The 13,852-nt window shown below is 40.3% G+C and carries 14 protein-coding genes; 13 read left to right on the top strand and 1 reads right to left on the bottom strand.

Annotation, left to right across the window (positions count from 1 at the left end):
* Positions 1–4 precede the first annotated feature (4 nt).
* From IGI52_RS09725 to recO, 9 genes are all read left to right on the top strand, one after another.
* The gene (locus IGI52_RS09725) at positions 5–442 is read left to right on the top strand and encodes a Fur family transcriptional regulator (RefSeq protein WP_016181316.1); all 438 of its coding nucleotides are present in this window, start codon (positions 5–7) and stop codon (positions 440–442) included.
* Between the two features lie 138 nt (positions 443–580).
* Entirely contained in the window at positions 581–757 is a 177-nt protein-coding gene (gene rpsU / locus IGI52_RS09720) for a 30S ribosomal protein S21 (protein WP_002356740.1), read from the top strand.
* A 21-nt stretch (positions 758–778) separates the two neighbouring features.
* Positions 779–1,225, top strand: coding sequence for a GatB/YqeY domain-containing protein (locus IGI52_RS09715; protein WP_048721501.1), 447 nt, complete (start codon positions 779–781; stop codon positions 1,223–1,225).
* A 616-nt stretch (positions 1,226–1,841) separates the two neighbouring features.
* Positions 1,842–2,762, top strand: coding sequence for a PhoH family protein (locus tag IGI52_RS09710; RefSeq protein ID WP_048718175.1), 921 nt, complete (start codon positions 1,842–1,844; stop codon positions 2,760–2,762).
* Between the two features lie 15 nt (positions 2,763–2,777).
* Complete coding sequence (locus IGI52_RS09705) at positions 2,778–4,982, top strand: HD family phosphohydrolase (RefSeq protein WP_102866024.1); 2,205 nt, start codon at positions 2,778–2,780, stop codon at positions 4,980–4,982.
* Entirely contained in the window at positions 4,982–5,455 is a 474-nt protein-coding gene (ybeY, locus tag IGI52_RS09700) for an rRNA maturation RNase YbeY (protein WP_048718173.1), read from the top strand. The genes IGI52_RS09705 and ybeY overlap by 1 nt, the downstream gene beginning before the upstream one ends.
* Positions 5,433–5,837: a diacylglycerol kinase family protein gene (locus IGI52_RS09695; RefSeq protein WP_016181321.1), complete on the top strand. Its 405-nt coding sequence runs from the start codon at positions 5,433–5,435 to the stop codon at positions 5,835–5,837. Before ybeY ends, IGI52_RS09695 begins: the two co-directional genes overlap by 23 nt.
* A 29-nt stretch (positions 5,838–5,866) precedes the next feature.
* Positions 5,867–6,766, top strand: a complete 900-nt coding sequence (era, locus tag IGI52_RS09690; protein WP_181236300.1) for a GTPase Era — start codon at positions 5,867–5,869, stop codon at positions 6,764–6,766.
* 115 nt (positions 6,767–6,881) lie between these two features.
* Positions 6,882–7,661 (top strand): DNA repair protein RecO, encoded by a 780-nt coding sequence (recO, locus tag IGI52_RS09685; protein ID WP_438781178.1) that lies wholly within the window; start codon positions 6,882–6,884, stop codon positions 7,659–7,661.
* Positions 7,662–8,049: 388 nt separating this feature from the next.
* Here the strand turns inward: recO and IGI52_RS09680 are convergent, their stop codons facing one another.
* The gene (locus tag IGI52_RS09680) at positions 8,050–8,475 is read right to left on the bottom strand and encodes a hypothetical protein (protein WP_438781177.1); all 426 of its coding nucleotides are present in this window, start codon (positions 8,473–8,475) and stop codon (positions 8,050–8,052) included.
* Between the two features lie 894 nt (positions 8,476–9,369).
* Here IGI52_RS09680 and hisG point away from each other — a divergent pair.
* The 4 genes from hisG to hisB are packed head-to-tail and all read left to right on the top strand — an operon-like array spanning position 9,370 to position 13,851.
* On the top strand, positions 9,370–10,929 hold the full coding sequence (gene hisG / locus IGI52_RS09675; protein WP_438781176.1) for an ATP phosphoribosyltransferase: 1,560 nt from the start codon (positions 9,370–9,372) through the stop codon (positions 10,927–10,929).
* Positions 10,926–12,206, top strand: a complete 1,281-nt coding sequence (gene hisD, locus IGI52_RS09670) for a histidinol dehydrogenase (RefSeq protein WP_438781175.1) — start codon at positions 10,926–10,928, stop codon at positions 12,204–12,206. Before hisG ends, hisD begins: the two co-directional genes overlap by 4 nt.
* The gene (gene hisC, locus IGI52_RS09665; protein ID WP_127979555.1) at positions 12,203–13,261 is read left to right on the top strand and encodes a histidinol-phosphate transaminase; all 1,059 of its coding nucleotides are present in this window, start codon (positions 12,203–12,205) and stop codon (positions 13,259–13,261) included. The genes hisD and hisC overlap by 4 nt, the downstream gene beginning before the upstream one ends.
* Complete coding sequence (gene hisB, locus IGI52_RS09660; protein WP_172702071.1) at positions 13,258–13,851, top strand: imidazoleglycerol-phosphate dehydratase HisB; 594 nt, start codon at positions 13,258–13,260, stop codon at positions 13,849–13,851. Before hisC ends, hisB begins: the two co-directional genes overlap by 4 nt.
* The last annotated feature ends 1 nt before the right edge of the window (position 13,852 follow it).

Below are 13,852 nucleotides of genomic sequence, written 5' to 3'. Positions count from 1 at the left end.
TAACATGACACAAACGACGTTATTAGAAAAAGCTCTGACGAAGGTCAAAGAAAATGGCTTCAAGTATACTAAAAAACGTGAAACTCTCTTAGACTACCTGATCAAATCCAACCGCTATGTTTCCGCCCGTGAGGTTTACAATCATATGAATGGTCAATTTCCAGGATTGAGCTATGATACTGTGTATCGCAACCTAAGAGAATTTTGTGAGATTGGATTGATTGAAGATACCGAATTGCAGGGAGAGATGAAATTCCGCTTTAGCTGCAGTGAAAATTTTGAACACCATCACCATTTTATTTGTACAGTTTGCGGAGAAACGAAGGAGATTCATATGTGTCCCATGAACTTCTTTAAAGAACAGCTAGATGGCTGCGAAATCGAAGGTCATCGCTTTGAGCTCTTTGGACGCTGTGCAAAATGTCAAAAAGTTAATGGATAAATTAAGAATTAAAATTCTTCAGTACCTTGACTCAAAATAGCCCATTGGATATAATGACTTATGGACGGTCTTGTTTATTGAAAGCATATTTCAATAACAAAAACGGTTACATTTCAAGCCCGGAGGGAGGGAATTTATATGTCAAAAACAGTGGTTCGTAAAAATGAATCTCTTGACGATGCTCTTCGTCGCTTCAAACGTTCCGTTTCAAAAGCAGGGACTCTGCAAGAATCTCGCAAACGTGAATTTTATGAAAAGCCAAGCGTGAAACGTAAGAAAAAATCAGAAGCAGCTAGAAAACGTAAGAAATTCTAGTCTGTCAACGGAGTGATTCTATTGTCACTACTTACTACCTTGAATGAAGACATGAAGCAAGCGATGCGAGCAAAAGATAAAGAGACTTTGCAAGTGATCCGGATGCTTAAAGCTTCGATTCAAAATGAACAGATTAAAAAAGGTCAGGACTTAAATGACGAAGAAGAATTGACTGTCTTATCTCGCGAGATGAAACAGCGTCGAGATTCTCTAACGGAGTTTGAAAAAGCTGATCGCACCGATTTGGCTGATAAGGTCAAAAAGGAAATCGTAATTGTTGAAAAATATTTGCCGGCTCAACTTTCTGAAGATGAGATCCGTGCGATTGTTACAGAAGCAATTGCAACAACAGGAGCGACTTCACCAAAGGAATTTGGGAAAGTAATGGGTGCAGTGATGCCGAAAGTCAAAGGCAAAGCCGATGGCAATCAAGTCAACGCAATCGTCAAGGAGCTTCTGAATAAATAAGCAATAATGAAAGCCGAGAGATTTTTCTCTCGGCTTTTTTTGCGAGTTCAACTTTTCGCAGTTTGTTAAAGTACGAGATGAATGATATGGTCTCGGCTAATTAATATTACGTGAGGTATAGTTGAATCGTATGCGTGGCAAAAATAAACTTCCATTAACTGAGCTAGCTGTCAGTCACGCTTTTCGCAGTTTATAAAAGTAGGGGCCGGAGTTGTAGTTACAAATTTACAGAAGTATATTGATCAAGCTGTTTAGCGTGATGATATGCGTACGAAAACAAGCTCATTTTTCCCGGTTTTTGGAAAAATGACTTCATAGATAGACAGTTAGCTATGAGTTATGCTCTAGTCCGAGCTGCTGTTAAAATTTGTGAGATTAAATAATAAGATAGGCAAAGTAGTATTGTATGCACAAGATAATCTATAAAATAGACTCGTGATTTCATCTTAATCAAACTCAGGTATAGCTAATATTTAAGCGAAAGCTTAGACAATTTTTCTTTTATTTAGAGTGTGGTATTATAAGAAGGAATGATTTATGAAGGGATGAGCGCTTGTTGAATAGCAACGATTTTGAGTCGTTAGAAATAAAGCTTGATGGAAAAGATGACATCAGTATGCTTTTAGGTACCCACGATAAACATGTTAAATTTTTAGAAGAAAATACAGAGACGACCATCAATACTCGCGGCGAAATGATTCAGATCATTGGACCAAAGGAAGAGGCAAAATTAGTAGGAGATATCATTCGCACCTTGCAGATTTTGATTGATCGCGGGATTAAAGTCGCGACACCAGATGTCATGACCGCATTGCGTTTAGGACGTGAGAATCATCTGGATGAGTTCGTTATGATGTACGAAGAGGAATTATTGAAGGACCGTAATGGGAAACCCATTCGTCCTAAAAATATTGGACAGAGCCGTTATATAGCAGCAATACGTAAATCGGATGTTGTTTTTGGTGTGGGACCAGCAGGGACTGGTAAAACTTATTTAGCAATCGTTATGGCAATTGCTGCACTGAAAAAAGGGGAAGTACAACGAATTATTTTGACCCGCCCGGCAGTAGAAGCCGGCGAAAGTCTAGGATTTTTGCCAGGTGATTTGAAGGAAAAGGTTGACCCTTACTTACGTCCGATGTATGATGCCTTGCATCAAATTTTTGGTATGGAACATACGAACCGCTTATTGGAACGCGGAGTGATTGAGATCGCCCCGCTTGCTTATATGCGTGGTCGGACGTTAGATGATGCCTTTGTCATTTTAGATGAAGCTCAGAACACGACGATTTCGCAAATGAAGATGTTTTTAACGCGCCTTGGGTTTAATTCTAAAATGATCGTCAATGGCGACACTTCTCAGGTGGATCTGCCGAAAGGGCAGGTCAGCGGTTTGATTCATGCCGAAAGAACCTTGAAGGGAATCAAAAAAATCCGCTTTGTGAACTTTGAAGCTGGCGATGTTGTAAGGCATCCTGTAGTTGCAGAAATTATCGAAGCTTATGAACAAGAGAACCTACGACACCAAGAAAAGTAGTCAGGAGGGAATTGGATGTTAAATCGACCCATCAATAACTTGCTGAAAAAGTTAGGTTCAAATTTTATACCAATCATTTTAGGCGCTTTTTCGACTATATTAGTATTAACGATGCTTACGAGCGTCATTCAAAAAAGTGTAGATTATAAAGAAGGTCAAGTGGCTACAGAAAGTATTCGAGCCAATAAAACCATTGAAAATAAAGCTGAAACGGACCAAAAGCGTCAATTGGCCGCTGAAGCAGTCACGCCAGAATATACATATCAAGCTGACTTGGCGCAAACACAGCATGATCGTATCAATCAATTAATCTCATTGATTCAAAAGGCGAATACTGAATTAGATAAAAATTATCAGACGAAGGTTTCACAAGCTAAAGATGGAGAAAAAGTTCCCCAACCGACAGTGGATGAGCGTGTAGCAGCGGTAAAAAAGAATTTTGAAGGTTTAGATCAGGATACAGTTACTTTCTATCAACAGCTGCCAGAAGAATTTTATCAAGTCGTTGTCCAACTAAGTGCTGCTGATTTGACGAAGGTTGGAACAGAAAGTCTGAAACTGTTAGATGAACAAATGACAAAACGCATTCGTCAAAGCGATCTTGCTGAATACAAACAGCAGGCCATTGATAAGATCCAAAGTTTAGGATTGTCAGAAGAATCTAATCAAGCAATGCGTTACTTATTAGAAGCAGGGATTGTTATCAATGATTCCTTAAATCAAAAGCGGACGGATGAATTGAAAGAGCAAGCCAGTGATTCAGTTCAACCTGTAATGATTTACCAAGGTGAAGTCATTGTTCGTGAAGGCAGTCAAATTGATGCAAATGCGATTAATAAGTTGAAACTATTAGGCTTGACTAGCTCCAGTACATCGATTTTCCCATTGATTGCAATGGTTTTATCCGCAATATTACAAGGTGTTTTGTTATGGTTTTATAGCCGTCAGTTTGAAGTTGAGTTTCAACGTGTCCGCTTCATTTTATTCTATAGCGCGACGATGACGATTGGCGTTTTTATCATGAAGATACTGCAATCTTTTCAAGGAGGCACTTCGAATAATCTAGCGTTGTTCTTCCCAGCAGCCTTCATTCCACTGATCCTGACGGTCTTTGTTAATCGACGAGCAGGGGCTTTGTCCGCAGTTTTTCAGACCGTTTTTGCACTGTTTATTTACTACAATGCCATCGGTACGAATATGTTGCCTGTCATTTTAATGACGTACCTTTTCTCAGGTACATTAGCTGTTATGGTAAAACAAAGACGCTTATCTGATCAAGTGAAGCAAGCAATGCTTTGGATCGTGGCCTTTCCAGTTGCCTGGTCGATCATTTTAAGTATCTATCAAGGAATGTCCTTTACTGATTCGCAAACTTGGGGACTGCTGCTAGGTGCTTTTGCTGCCAGCATCTTATCCTTTATTATGGGAATGGGACTTCAACCGTATATCGAAATCTTAGTGACAGATAGCGGTGTAATTACCTTAAATGAATTAAGTAATCCGAACCATCCGTTGTTAAAAGAACTGCTGGAGAAGGCTCCCGGAACCTATCATCACTCAATGATGGTGGCAAACCTGAGCGCTAATGCTGTGGCAGAAATCGGCGGTCGGTCGTTGTTGACGCGAGTAGCCTGCTACTATCACGATATTGGTAAAATTCGTCATGCAAATTTCTTTGTAGAAAATTTACCGACTGGGGCAGAGAATCCGCATAATTTCCTGCTGCCGGAAGATAGCAAACAAATTATTTTCGGTCATGTGATTGAAGGGGCGAAAATTCTGAAGGAATATAAGATGCCGCAAATGGTGATTGATATTTGTAATCAGCATCATGGAACAACCTTGATGAAATTCTTCTATTTTAAAGCCAAGGAGCGCAACCCTGAAGTAACAGAAGCAGACTTCCGTTATCCAGGACCTAGGCCACAGACTCGCGAAGCTGGGGTTGTAAACATCGCGGATAGCTGTGAGGCGGCGGTCAGAGCGATGGATCATCCTTCGATTGATAAGATTACGGAGTTTGTGCATAATCTGATTGAGGAACGAATCAATGATGGTCAGCTAGACGATTCTGGATTGACGTTGAAAGAGATTCGCATCGTTGAAAAATCATTGATTAGCGGTTTAAGCTCAACCTTCCATTCACGCATCAAATATCCGAGAATGCAATCAGAGGCGGAGAAAATGAAAGAAGAGCAAGAGAAAAAAGGGGAAGAGTAATGGATATTACGTTTATTGACGAAACAGAGCAGGTCTCTGAAGAAAAAATTCAAGAAATCGATGGCGTATTACAGTTTGCGGCAGATTATTTAAAATTGCCGAAGGATACGGAAATGTCTGTTACTTTTATGGATAATGCAGCGATCCAAGTCATCAATCGTGATTATCGCGGCAAGGACGCACCGACTGACGTCATCAGCTTTGCGCTGGAAGAAGAAGGTGAAGATGAGATTCCGATCATCATGGACGAGGAAGATCCAATGCCGCGGAATTTAGGCGACATCATGATTTCTACGGAACGTGCCGCAGAACAGGCAGAGGAGTATGGGCATAGCTTTGATCGCGAACTGGGATTTCTAGCTGTACATGGTTTTTTGCATATCAATGGGTACGACCATATGACTCCTGAGGACGAAAAAGAGATGTTTGGTCTGCAGAAAGAGATATTAGATGCCTATGGACTTAAAAGATAAAACAGAGAAAAACAAACATTTTATCACCTCGTTAGAATTTGCGATTCAAGGGATCAAGACAGTCTTTCAAGAGGAACGCAATATGCGTGCTCACGTGGTTTTTGGCCTGATGGCGATTCTGGTAGCATTTTTATTAGGAGTCTCTGTGTTAGAATGGCTTTGGATTTTTTTAGCCGTCTTTCTCGTTTGGATTGTGGAGATTATCAACACGGTTTTTGAGAATGTGGTAGACATGGTAACCGATTGCCATTTTCATCCAATCGGCAAGAAAATCAAAGATATGGCTGCCGGAGCTGTTTTAGTGACGTCAGTGTTTGCCATAATCGTTGGTGTGATTATCTTTTTACCAAAAATTATTGAGCTTTTTCTTTCGGGAAATTGAGTATTTAAGGTTCAGAAAGGAACTTTTACATGTCAGAACATAAATCAGGGTTTGTGGCGATTGTTGGTCGACCAAATGTTGGTAAATCAACATTACTAAATCGCATCGTAGGTCAAAAAATCGCGATTATGAGCGATAAGGCACAAACCACTAGAAATAAAATTCAAGGTGTTTATACAACACCGGAAGCACAAATAGTTTTTATCGATACGCCAGGTATTCATAAACCGAAGCATCGCTTAGGCGATTACATGGTAGAGATGGCCTATAGCGCTTTGCGTGAAGTGGATGCCATCATTTTCATGGTTAGTGCAGATCAAAAACGTGGACGCGGTGATGACTTCATTTTGGAACGATTAAGCAAACAAGAAGTGCCTGTTTACTTGGTCATCAATAAAATTGATACGATCCATCCAGACGAGTTATTGGCGATCATTGATGACTATCGGACAATCATGGAATTTAAAGAAATCATCCCTATTTCGGCGACAGAAGGCAACAATGTCGAGCATTTGCTAGATGTTTTAGTCGATCAAATGGATGAAGGTCCACAATATTTCCCAGACGATCAAATTACCGATCACCCAGAATATTTTATCGTTTCTGAACTGATTCGTGAAAAAGTATTGAGCTTAACGCGTGATGAAGTTCCGCATTCAGTGGCTGTCGTGACGGAATCAATGAAACGGGATGAGAATGACAAGGTTCATATCCAAGCGACGATCATTGTCGAACGGACAAGCCAAAAGGGTATCATTATCGGAAAAGGCGGGAAGATGCTGAAAAATATCGGTACACAAGCCCGCAAGGATATTGAGACGCTTTTAGCTGACAAGGTATACTTAGAGCTTTGGGTTAAAGTCCAAAAGGATTGGCGCGATAAACAAACTTATCTCCAAGACTACGGTTACCGTAAAGACGACTATTAATAAACAAAGCTTCACGATTTCTTCGTGGAGCTTTTGTTAGCTCTGCTTTTCGCAGGATGTTTAGATAGACTTTTGTTAAACTGAGTTAGATGTTATCGAAGAGAGGTGCGTATGGATGGCGCAGGTTGGTGAAACCAAAGGCATCATTTTATTTAGTCGGGATTATAAAGAAAAAGACAAGCTAATCAAGATCTTCACGGAATCGGCTGGGAAGGTCATGTTTTTTGCAAAGGGAATTCATCGTGCGAACAACCCCTTGCAAACAGCGGTTCAGCCTTTTACTGAAGCGGTATTTATCGGGAATTTGAAAACGGATGGCCTTTCTTTCTTAAATAGTGCCAAAGATATCCATCCTATGCGAAAGCTTCAAGAGGATATTTTTTTGAATGCTTATGGTTCCTATATCTTAGGTTTAACGGATGCAGCGATTGAAGATCATGTGTATGATCCGGCTTTGTACGGGTTCACTCGAGAAGCATTGCAGCGAATGGATGAAGGTGCAGATGGTGAGACGATCATGAATATTTTTGAAGTTCAAATCATGCAGCGCTTCGGAGTTTCGCTTAATTGGCAGGCTTGTGGAGTGTGCGGAAAGAAAACCGGCGCCTTCGATTTCTCCTCGAAGTACAATGGGATTCTTTGCCAAGATCACTGGCATTTAGATCAGCATCGTTATCATGCTGACCCACGAGCAATCTATTTTATCCGCTTGTTTAACAGTGTAACCTATGAAAATATCAATACGATCAATCTAAAGCCGGAGACAAAAAAAGCGATCCGCCAAACACTGGATCAATTATACGAAGAATATATTGGCCTACATTTGAAGAGTAAAAAGTTTATTGATCAAATGGGCGAATGGCAAGATGTATTAAAACCGAGCGACGAAAAATAATCTGCAGAACCTATTAGGCGCTGCAGATTATTTTTTTGTTTTTAATTTTTGACAAATGAATTGCCAGATAAGACTGCTAAAAAGAGATAGAGAAAAATAAATAAAGATCATTTGTCCATTTAATTGATTCTGAGAGATCACAGCTGAAGCAAAGGTGCCGACGATCATAAAGTAAAGGAAATACAATAGAAGTTTCAGCTTAGGATTGAAGGCTGTTTTAGCCTCAAGCAAATAGGATGCTATCAAGAATAAGAATAAGGTAACGATGATAATCTTAAACAGAGGCTCAATAGACCAGCCATACTTATACAGATCATATGTCCATAGAGCTAGAAGAGCACCTACGAATATGCAGAGATCAAACAATAGAGAGTTAAATTTTTTTGTTTTAGGATTTCTTTGAACCATCAGAAACCTCTAAATCTTTTTTTTGTTTGGTCGTATCAATAGCTATCAGGAATGAGCCTAATCCACCAAGAAGAGAGAACAAACCAAACAGGATGATCGTTGTGTAATCAACGATACTTTTCTCAATTATGCTCGCAATCAAGAAAGATAGGAAGACCAAAATAAAACAAACCAAGAATTGGAACCTTTTTCTGCTAGTAATCACAGAAGCAAGATAACCAATGAAATATACTTCTAAAATGTATAGCGCATAGAAAGAATTAGAAAATAATGGGGCATGCCTGAGCAGATTGATAATCATTTGGGTAATAATTAGGATAGTGACTGTAAACAACACTGAATATCCAGGCTTTCTTCGCAATAACGCATCGAATTTCCGATAATTTCTTTTAAGCTTCTCCACCATTTTCTTTTCCCTCGCCTTCGAATTTTCTTGTTAAGAAAAGTATATCAGAAAAATTTGCTGAAAAATCAATTGTTTAATTTCTTATTCTGCAAAATGTTCGCTCATTCACAGATTACCATTGCTAATTTATGGCAAAACGATTAATATTGTTAGAAAACACTAAGGATATATCAGATAAACTAAGAATACGTGTCGAGCTGGTATGCGAAATGAAAATCAACTTCATTTTTTATGAACTTGAAAAAATGTTTACATAAATTGACTTAGGATGCCAGTTCAGCTTTTCGCAGAGTGTGGCATCTGGTCTGAATACAACAAAGTAGGGCAAAATAAAACTCGAACTGTTTAGCTGAATGGTATACGGTAGGAAAATCAGACTTAATTTTCTGTAAAGAAAATTAAATACAAAAAAATGACTTAGGATGCCAGTTCAGCTTTTCGCAGTGTGCGGCATCCGACCTGAATACAACAAAGTAGGGCAAAACAAAGCTCGAACTGTTTAGCTGAATGGTATACGGTAGGAAAATCAGACTTAATTTTCTGCAAAGAAAATTAAATACAAAAAAATGACTTAGGATGCCAGTTCAGCTTTTCGCAGTGTGCGGCATCCGACCTGAATACAACAAAGTAGGGCGAAATAAAGCTCAAGCTGTCTAGCTGAATGGTACATGGTAGGAAAATCAGACTTAATTTTCTGCAAAGAAAATTAAATACAAAAAAATGACTTAGGATGCCAGTTCAGCTTTTCGCAGTGTGCGGCATCCGACCTGAATACAACAAAGTAGGGCAAAATAAAGCTCGAACTGTTTAGCTGAATGGTATACGGTAGGAAAATCAGACTTAATTTTCTGTAAAGAAAATTAAATACATAAAAATGACTTAGGAGTGATAAGTGTGGAAGAATTATGGGAAGTATTAAGACCCGAAGAGCAGATCGAATTGAAATTAAGAAAGTTATATACTCAGCATCATTTTCATCCTTATCACTTAAACAACTTTGAAGAATATGGTGACTATCAGCAAAATTACAATTTTTTGCGAAATTCCTCCATCATTACTTTTACTGGAAACGATGGTCGGACAATGGCATTGAAGCCGGATGTGACGTTGTCAATTGCTAAAAATACACCAGATGGCGAAGCACGAAAGGTTTATTATGTAGAAGATGTCTATCGCCATGATCGTCAGGCAGGCGAGTACCAGAAAATTTATCAGATCGGTCTAGAAATCATTGATGAAATTACTTGGGATGATCAGCTGGAAATGTTAAAGCTTGCTTGGAAAAGTTTGGCACAAGTTGGTGAAGGAACACTAGATCTTTCACATATGGGAATCATCAATGGGATTTGTGATCGTTTTTCAATTGAGGATCGCCAAAAGGTCTTGGATTGCCTGCGAGATAAAAGTTCTCATGGCATGGATGAATTGACAACCAAAGCAGGATTATCAAAAGAAGAAGCGGACAACTTAGCCAAATTAGTTCGTTTATCAGGAGATTTTGAAACAAAATATCAGCGTGCCAAAGTTTTGTTGGCGTCTTATCCTGAAGCGCAGGCTGGATTAGAAGAATTGAAACAATTATACAAAGCATTGCAGAAAGAAGACTTATCAGAGAAAATTCGTCTGCGATTAGATTTTTCGATCATGAATGATGCGGATTATTATAGTGGATTGTTGTTCCAAGGCTTCATTAAAGAAGCGCGGGAAACAATTTTATATGGCGGACGTTACGACCGTTTAATGAGTCGTCAAGGAAAGCGTCAAGGTGCGATTGGCTTTGGATTAAAGCTGAATCATGTCGGGCAAAAACTACCATCGGATAATCAAAGTTCAGAGTACTTGAATGTAGCTCTGCCTAAGGGGCGAATGGGAGATGCGGTGTATGATCTGTTCACCAAGGCCGGAGTGGCAGCTGAAGGTGTCTTTGAAGACAATCGCAAACTAATTTTTTGTGATGAGGTTAATAAATTACGCTTCTTTTTAGTGAAGCCCAGTGACGTAGCAATCTATGTGGAGCACGGAGCAGCGGACATCGGCGTGGTAGGAAAAGATATTCTATTAGAAAACAAAGCAGACGTTATTGAATTTTTGGATTTACATATGGGTGTCTGCCGATTAGCGGTTGCTGCGCATAATGATTTCGAAGAAGATTTTTCACGTCCGTTACGTGTATCAACAAAATATCCGACCATCACTCGTGAGTATTATGAAGGGATTGGGCGGTCTGTAGAATTGATTCATTTACACGGTTCGATCGAATTAGCTCCATTATTAGGGTTATCCGACGTGATTGTCGATATTGTCGAAACAGGCACGACCTTAAAAGAAAATGATTTGAAGGTGATTCAAGACATTGCGCCATCTTCTGCTCGGTTGATCATTAACAACGCGACATGGCGCTTTAAGCAAGAACGAATCCAAAAAGTGATCGAGAAGGTGAGGAAGCAACTATGAGAGTGTATTCAACTCAAACGGATCAATTAGCCGATATCTTAGCACGAAAGTATTCTGAGACTGCGGATGTATCTGAGGTGGTCAAAAAAATTATAGAACGCGTACAACAAGATGGAGATCAAGCCCTTTATCAATTAATCAAAGAAATCGATCATGTCACTTTGGATACATTAGCAGTCAGTGAAAGCGAGATCGAAGCAGCCTTAAAGGGAGTATCGCCAGAATTATTAAAGGTGATGGAGCAGGCGAAAGAAAATATTCTATCCTTCCATCAAAAACAAGTACGACAAGGATTTGTTTCAACAGAACCAAATGGTGTTGTGATGGGGCAGCGGATCATTCCTTTAGCACGTGTCGGAGTCTATGTACCTGGTGGAACGGCGGCTTATCCCAGTACCGTCTTGATGGATGTCCTACCGGCTAAGATCGCTGGTGTGAAGAAAATTGTCATGATGACCCCAACAGATAGTGAAGGAAATGTTCCAGCAGCTATCTTAGCGGCTGCTTCTATTGCTGGAGTAGATGAAATTTACAAAGTAGGTGGAGCACATGGTGTAGCGGCACTTGCGTATGGCACAGAGACGATTCCGAAGGTAGATAAGATTGTGGGACCGGGAAATATTTATGTTGCCACGGCCAAGCGCATGGTTTATGGCGAAGTTGATATTGATATGATCGCCGGACCGAGTGACGTGTTGATCGTTGCTGATCATAGCGCAAATCCTCGCTGGATTGCAGCCGATCTTTTAGCGCAGGCGGAGCATGATACACTAGCACAAGCAATTCTGGTAACGACAGAAGAGACACTGATTGAAAAAGTTCAATCAGAATTAGAGCAGCAATTAGCGGTATTGCCGCGTAAAGAAATCGCTGGAGCAGCTATCGAGAATACAGGGAAAATTATTTTAGTAAAAGATTTGGAAGAAGCGATCGCTATCGCTAACCAAATCGCGCCGGAGCATTTGGAACTATCTGTATCAGAGCCGTTTGCTTTGTTAGGAAGGGTTGAAAATGCCGGAAGCGTCTTTTTAGGTCATCACACTCCAGAGGTTTTAGGGGATTACTTTGCGGGACCGAACCATACCTTGCCTACAGAAGGAACAGCTCGGTTTTATTCGCCATTATCGGTGGATGATTTTATAAAGAAGAGCAGCTACCTGTATTATACCGAAGAGGCTATGAAAGAAGCAGCCTCTGCAGTTGAACTATTCGCGGAGACTGAAGATTTAATCGGCCATGCGCGATCCATGAAAGTGAGAAGAGGTGAAGAGGCATGACATTTTTAAATCAAAAATATCAGGATCTCACTCCATATACACCAGGAGAACAAGTAAACGAGGGAGAATTCATTAAATTAAACACAAATGAAAGTCCTTATCCGCCGGCCCCCAGCGTGGAATCAGCAGTTGCTGAGGTGTCGCAAAGCTTAAACCGTTACTCAGATATTACCGTCGAAGCTGTAGCAAAACCGTTAGCACAGCATCTAGGTGTGAAGCAGGAGCAGCTTTTCCTTGGTAATGGTAGTGATGAGGTGCTCTCGTATATTTTTCAAGGCTTCACTGAAGAAGGCATCGCTTTTCCAGATGTGACCTATGGTTTTTATCAGGTATATAGCGCTCTTTATAAAGTTGATTCAACCGTTGTTCCGTTGAATAATGATTTCACGCTAGAGCTCAAGGAATACGATGCGTTGGCCGGCACAGTGATTTTTGCCAATCCCAATGCGCCAACAGGCATCTATTTGTCACAAGCAGAAATCTGCGCCTTTTTAGAGCGTCATCCAGATCGCTTAGTTGTTGTGGATGAGGCGTATATTGATTTTAGCGGAGCTTCAATGGTGACTTTGATTGAAAAATATCAGAATTTATTTGTGGTAGGAACCTTCTCAAAATCCCGTCAATTGGCGGGAGCACGTTTAGGCTTTGGTGTTGGGAATACGGATTTGATAGCAGATATGAATCGCTTACGTTTCAGTTTAAATCCTTACAATATCAATAGCTTAACTCAAGCAGCTGGCGGCGCAGTTTTACAGGAGCAGGAATACGTAGATCAAAAAATTCAAGAAACAATTCAGGTTCGAGAATGGAGCAAGCAGGCGCTGACAAAGCTTGGTTTTGAACAAACAGATAGTCAGGGAAACTTCTTGTTTGCAAAACATCCGCAAATTACTGGAGAAAAATTATTCGAGGCTTTGCGAGAAAAGAAAATTTTAGTGCGCTGGTTTAATCAGCCGCGTACAAAGGATTATTTACGGATCACTGTGGGAACCCAGGAGCAAATGGAGCAGCTAGTTAAAGTATTATCAACAATACTAGAAGAGGTGGAAGCATGAGAAAAGCAGAAGTGACACGTAATACATCTGAAACAAAGATTCAACTGGCTCTGACGGTTGATGGTACAGGACAACAAACGATCAAAACAGGTGTGGGCTTTTTAGATCATATGTTGGAATTATTTGTTCGCCATGGACGCTTTGATCTGGAACTGGTATGTGATGGTGATATTGAGGTTGATGCTCACCACACGACTGAGGATGTGGCGATCGCGATAGGTCGAGCTTTTTCTGAAAGTCTTGACGAACGTCGAGGCATCAAACGTTATGGCAGTATGCTATTACCGATGGATGAAGCTTTAGTGATGTCAGCGATTGATATCAGCGGACGTGGGATGGCTGTGGTCGAGCTGGATATTCCCAGCGAAAAAATCGGTTCGCAATTTGATACTGAGTTAGTTGAGGAATTCTTTATCGCTTTTGCCCGAGAACTAGGTGCGACGATTCATCTGCACCAAATTGCTGGTAAGAATAGCCACCACATCGTGGAAGCCTGTTTCAAAGGTTTTGGAAGAGCGTTAGGTGAAGCGGTAGCAATCAATCAATTAGCACCAGATGAGATTCCATCAACAAAAGGAACGATCAATTAAG

It is taken from the genome of Enterococcus sp. DIV0187 (assembly GCF_051713785.1).
GTDB classification, from domain to species: Bacteria; Bacillota; Bacilli; order Lactobacillales; family Enterococcaceae; genus Enterococcus_A; species Enterococcus_A avium.
The sequence above is the reverse complement of the archived record's forward strand: the minus strand, read 5'-3'. Positions and strand labels throughout refer to the sequence as shown.

What these genes read in the sequence shown, in the direction of transcription:
- hisD (WP_438781175.1), top strand. Translation starts at nt 10,926, where the DNA reads ATGAGAGTGTATTCAACTCAAACGGATCAATTAGCCGATATCTTAGCA.
- hisC (WP_127979555.1), top strand. Translation starts at nt 12,203, where the DNA reads ATGACATTTTTAAATCAAAAATATCAGGATCTCACTCCATATACACCA.
- era (WP_181236300.1), top strand. Translation starts at nt 5,867, where the DNA reads ATGTCAGAACATAAATCAGGGTTTGTGGCGATTGTTGGTCGACCAAAT.
- IGI52_RS09710 (WP_048718175.1), top strand. Translation starts at nt 1,842, where the DNA reads ATGCTTTTAGGTACCCACGATAAACATGTTAAATTTTTAGAAGAAAAT.
- recO (WP_438781178.1), top strand. Translation starts at nt 6,882, where the DNA reads ATGGCGCAGGTTGGTGAAACCAAAGGCATCATTTTATTTAGTCGGGAT.
- hisB (WP_172702071.1), top strand. Translation starts at nt 13,258, where the DNA reads ATGAGAAAAGCAGAAGTGACACGTAATACATCTGAAACAAAGATTCAA.
- IGI52_RS09695 (WP_016181321.1), top strand. Translation starts at nt 5,433, where the DNA reads ATGCCTATGGACTTAAAAGATAAAACAGAGAAAAACAAACATTTTATC.
- rpsU (WP_002356740.1), top strand. Translation starts at nt 581, where the DNA reads ATGTCAAAAACAGTGGTTCGTAAAAATGAATCTCTTGACGATGCTCTT.
- IGI52_RS09725 (WP_016181316.1), top strand. Translation starts at nt 5, where the DNA reads ATGACACAAACGACGTTATTAGAAAAAGCTCTGACGAAGGTCAAAGAA.
- IGI52_RS09680 (WP_438781177.1), bottom strand. Translation starts at nt 8,475, where the DNA reads ATGGTGGAGAAGCTTAAAAGAAATTATCGGAAATTCGATGCGTTATTG.
- ybeY (WP_048718173.1), top strand. Translation starts at nt 4,982, where the DNA reads ATGGATATTACGTTTATTGACGAAACAGAGCAGGTCTCTGAAGAAAAA.
- IGI52_RS09705 (WP_102866024.1), top strand. Translation starts at nt 2,778, where the DNA reads ATGTTAAATCGACCCATCAATAACTTGCTGAAAAAGTTAGGTTCAAAT.